Raw genomic sequence first — 2,057 nt, 5'->3', positions numbered from 1 at the left:
AGTTAGACAACAATTCCAGGAGTCTTTAAAAAGAGAGGACATTCTCGAATTAATTGAGACAATTCTCATTTATAAATTGCCCAAATTAAACCGTAAGGAGATAGAAAAAATGTTTAGTTTAAGTGATCTAAGAGAAACTAAAGTCTATCAAGAAGCTTTAGAGGAAGGCAGAGAGGAAGGCAAAGAGGAAGGCAAAGAGGAAGGCAAAGAAGAAAAAGCTCGACAAATTGCTCTAAAAATGCTATCTGCTGGCTTTCCTATCCCAGAAATTGCCCGATTTACCGATTTATCCCCCGCAACTATCGAGGACTTACAAAGGCAGCAGGACAATTAAAGCTTTTAACCCCAAAGGGTGGGGAATTAGGAAAATTTTAACTCATCTCCCCACTCCACACCGATTAACCACGTTTAGCGAGGCGACGCACCACTAAACCGCCCCCTAGTATGCCTAATCCGATAATACTAGAAGGTTCGGGCGTTCTGAATACCTGTACGCGATTGTTGGCCGTATCGGCTACATAGATATTACCACCGCTACCGACAGCGATACCTTGGGGCATACTGAACTCACCGTTCCCCATACCTTGGCTACCGAAAGCGAACTGGAAGACACCACTGGGGTTGAATACCTGTACGCGATCGTTGAACGTATCGGCCACATAGATATTACCGCTGCCATCGACAGCGATACTGAAGGGGGCTTCGAACTGACCGTCCCCCGAACCTTGGCTACCGAAAGCGGACTGGAAGACACCACTGGGGGTGAATACCTGTACGCGATTGTAGAACGTATCGGCTACATAGATATTACCACTGCTATCGAAGGCGATAGCTTGGAGTCCATCGAACTGACCGTCCCCCGAACCATGGCTACCGAAAGCGGACTGGAAGACACCACTGGGGTTGAATACCTGTACGCGATTGTTGCCCGTATCGGCTACATAGATATTACCACTGCTACCGACCGCGATACCGTAGGGGCCGTGGAACTGACCGTCCCCCGAACCTTTGCTACCGAAAGCGGACTGGAAGACACCACTGGGGTTGAATACCTGTACGCGAGCGTTGTCCGTATCGGCTACATAGATATTACCACCGCTACCGACGACGATACCGTAGGGGGTCGAGAACTGACCGTCCCCCGAACCTTTGCTACCGAAAGTGGACTGGAAGACACCACTGGGGTTGAATACCTGTACGCGATCGTTGAACGTATCGGCTACATAGATATTACCCCCGCTATCGACAGCGATAGCGGAGGGGAAATTGAACTGACCGTCCCCGTTACCTTGGCTACCGAAAGCGAAGGAAAAACTGGCCGCAGTGGCACTGGTGGCGATACTAATACATCCGATCGCAGTGGCCGTGACTAGGGAAAAGGATTTCAGCAGAGCCTTTGATAAGCTACGCTTCTCCCGCCCCCCATGATTGATAACTTTAGATAGGGACATAAAACTTCAGAAAATCTGCTCCTAATATACCCTTTCCTCTAGCAATTGTCAAGAAATTTCTGGGAAGATGTGACAAATTTGCCGATATTTATACAATTTAGTCCATGGTTAGAATTGAATTTTGCCGATAATGTATTCCGCGCTACGATTCTCTTCGGCAATAGTTACGACAAATACAGGATGTCAACACCGGCGATCGAGGGTATCCTAGGAGAAACGGAAAGTAATCCCTGACGATGTTTGATAATATTTGTAAATTTATCGCCGAAAACTTCTCCGATGATCTAGCCACTTGGTTATTGGGTTCTCCCCTCCCCTTAACCGTCCTCGACCCGACGGAATTACAATTAGACCCCATTCGTGCCGATTCTCTGATTTTTTTGCAGTCAGAGCAATTAATTCTCCATACTGAATTTCAAACCGACCCCGACTCCAAGATTCCTTTCCGAATGCTCGATTATCGCATTCGCGTCTATCGTCGTCATCCCCAAAAACCAATGCGTCAAGTGGTAATTTATCTGCGACGCAGTGATTCTCCCCTAGTGCAAGAAAATACTTTCCGTCTGGGGGAAACTTTTCATTCCTTCCAAGTCATCCGTCTTTGGG

General features: G+C 47.4%; 4 protein-coding genes. 3 read left to right on the top strand and 1 reads right to left on the bottom strand.

All coding sequences use genetic code 11. The features are described 5' to 3' along the window. On the top strand, positions 1 to 334 hold a 334-nt coding region (locus O9295_RS12380; RefSeq protein ID WP_288033119.1), incomplete at its 5' end, for a DUF2887 domain-containing protein. 64 nt (positions 335 to 398) lie between these two features. Here O9295_RS12380 and O9295_RS12375 read toward each other — a convergent pair. Further along, positions 399 to 1,451, bottom strand: a complete 1,053-nt coding sequence (locus O9295_RS12375; RefSeq protein WP_288033118.1) for a 6-bladed beta-propeller — start codon at positions 1,449 to 1,451, stop codon at positions 399 to 401. A gap of 45 nt (positions 1,452 to 1,496) precedes the next feature. Here O9295_RS12375 and O9295_RS12370 point away from each other — a divergent pair, with 45 nt between their 5' ends. Both O9295_RS12370 and O9295_RS12365 read left to right on the top strand, forming a co-directional pair. Then, entirely contained in the window at positions 1,497 to 1,685 is a 189-nt protein-coding gene (locus O9295_RS12370; RefSeq protein WP_288033117.1) for a hypothetical protein, read from the top strand. Positions 1,686 to 1,687: 2 nt separating this feature from the next. Then, a partial coding sequence (locus tag O9295_RS12365; RefSeq protein ID WP_502846500.1) for an Rpn family recombination-promoting nuclease/putative transposase occupies positions 1,688 to 2,057 on the top strand: 370 nt, incomplete at its 3' end.

This window comes from Microcystis sp. LE18-22.4A (assembly GCF_027531105.1).
Lineage (GTDB): Bacteria > Cyanobacteriota > Cyanobacteriia > Cyanobacteriales > Microcystaceae > Microcystis > Microcystis aeruginosa.
The sequence above is the reverse complement of the archived record's forward strand: the minus strand, read 5'-3'. Positions and strand labels throughout refer to the sequence as shown.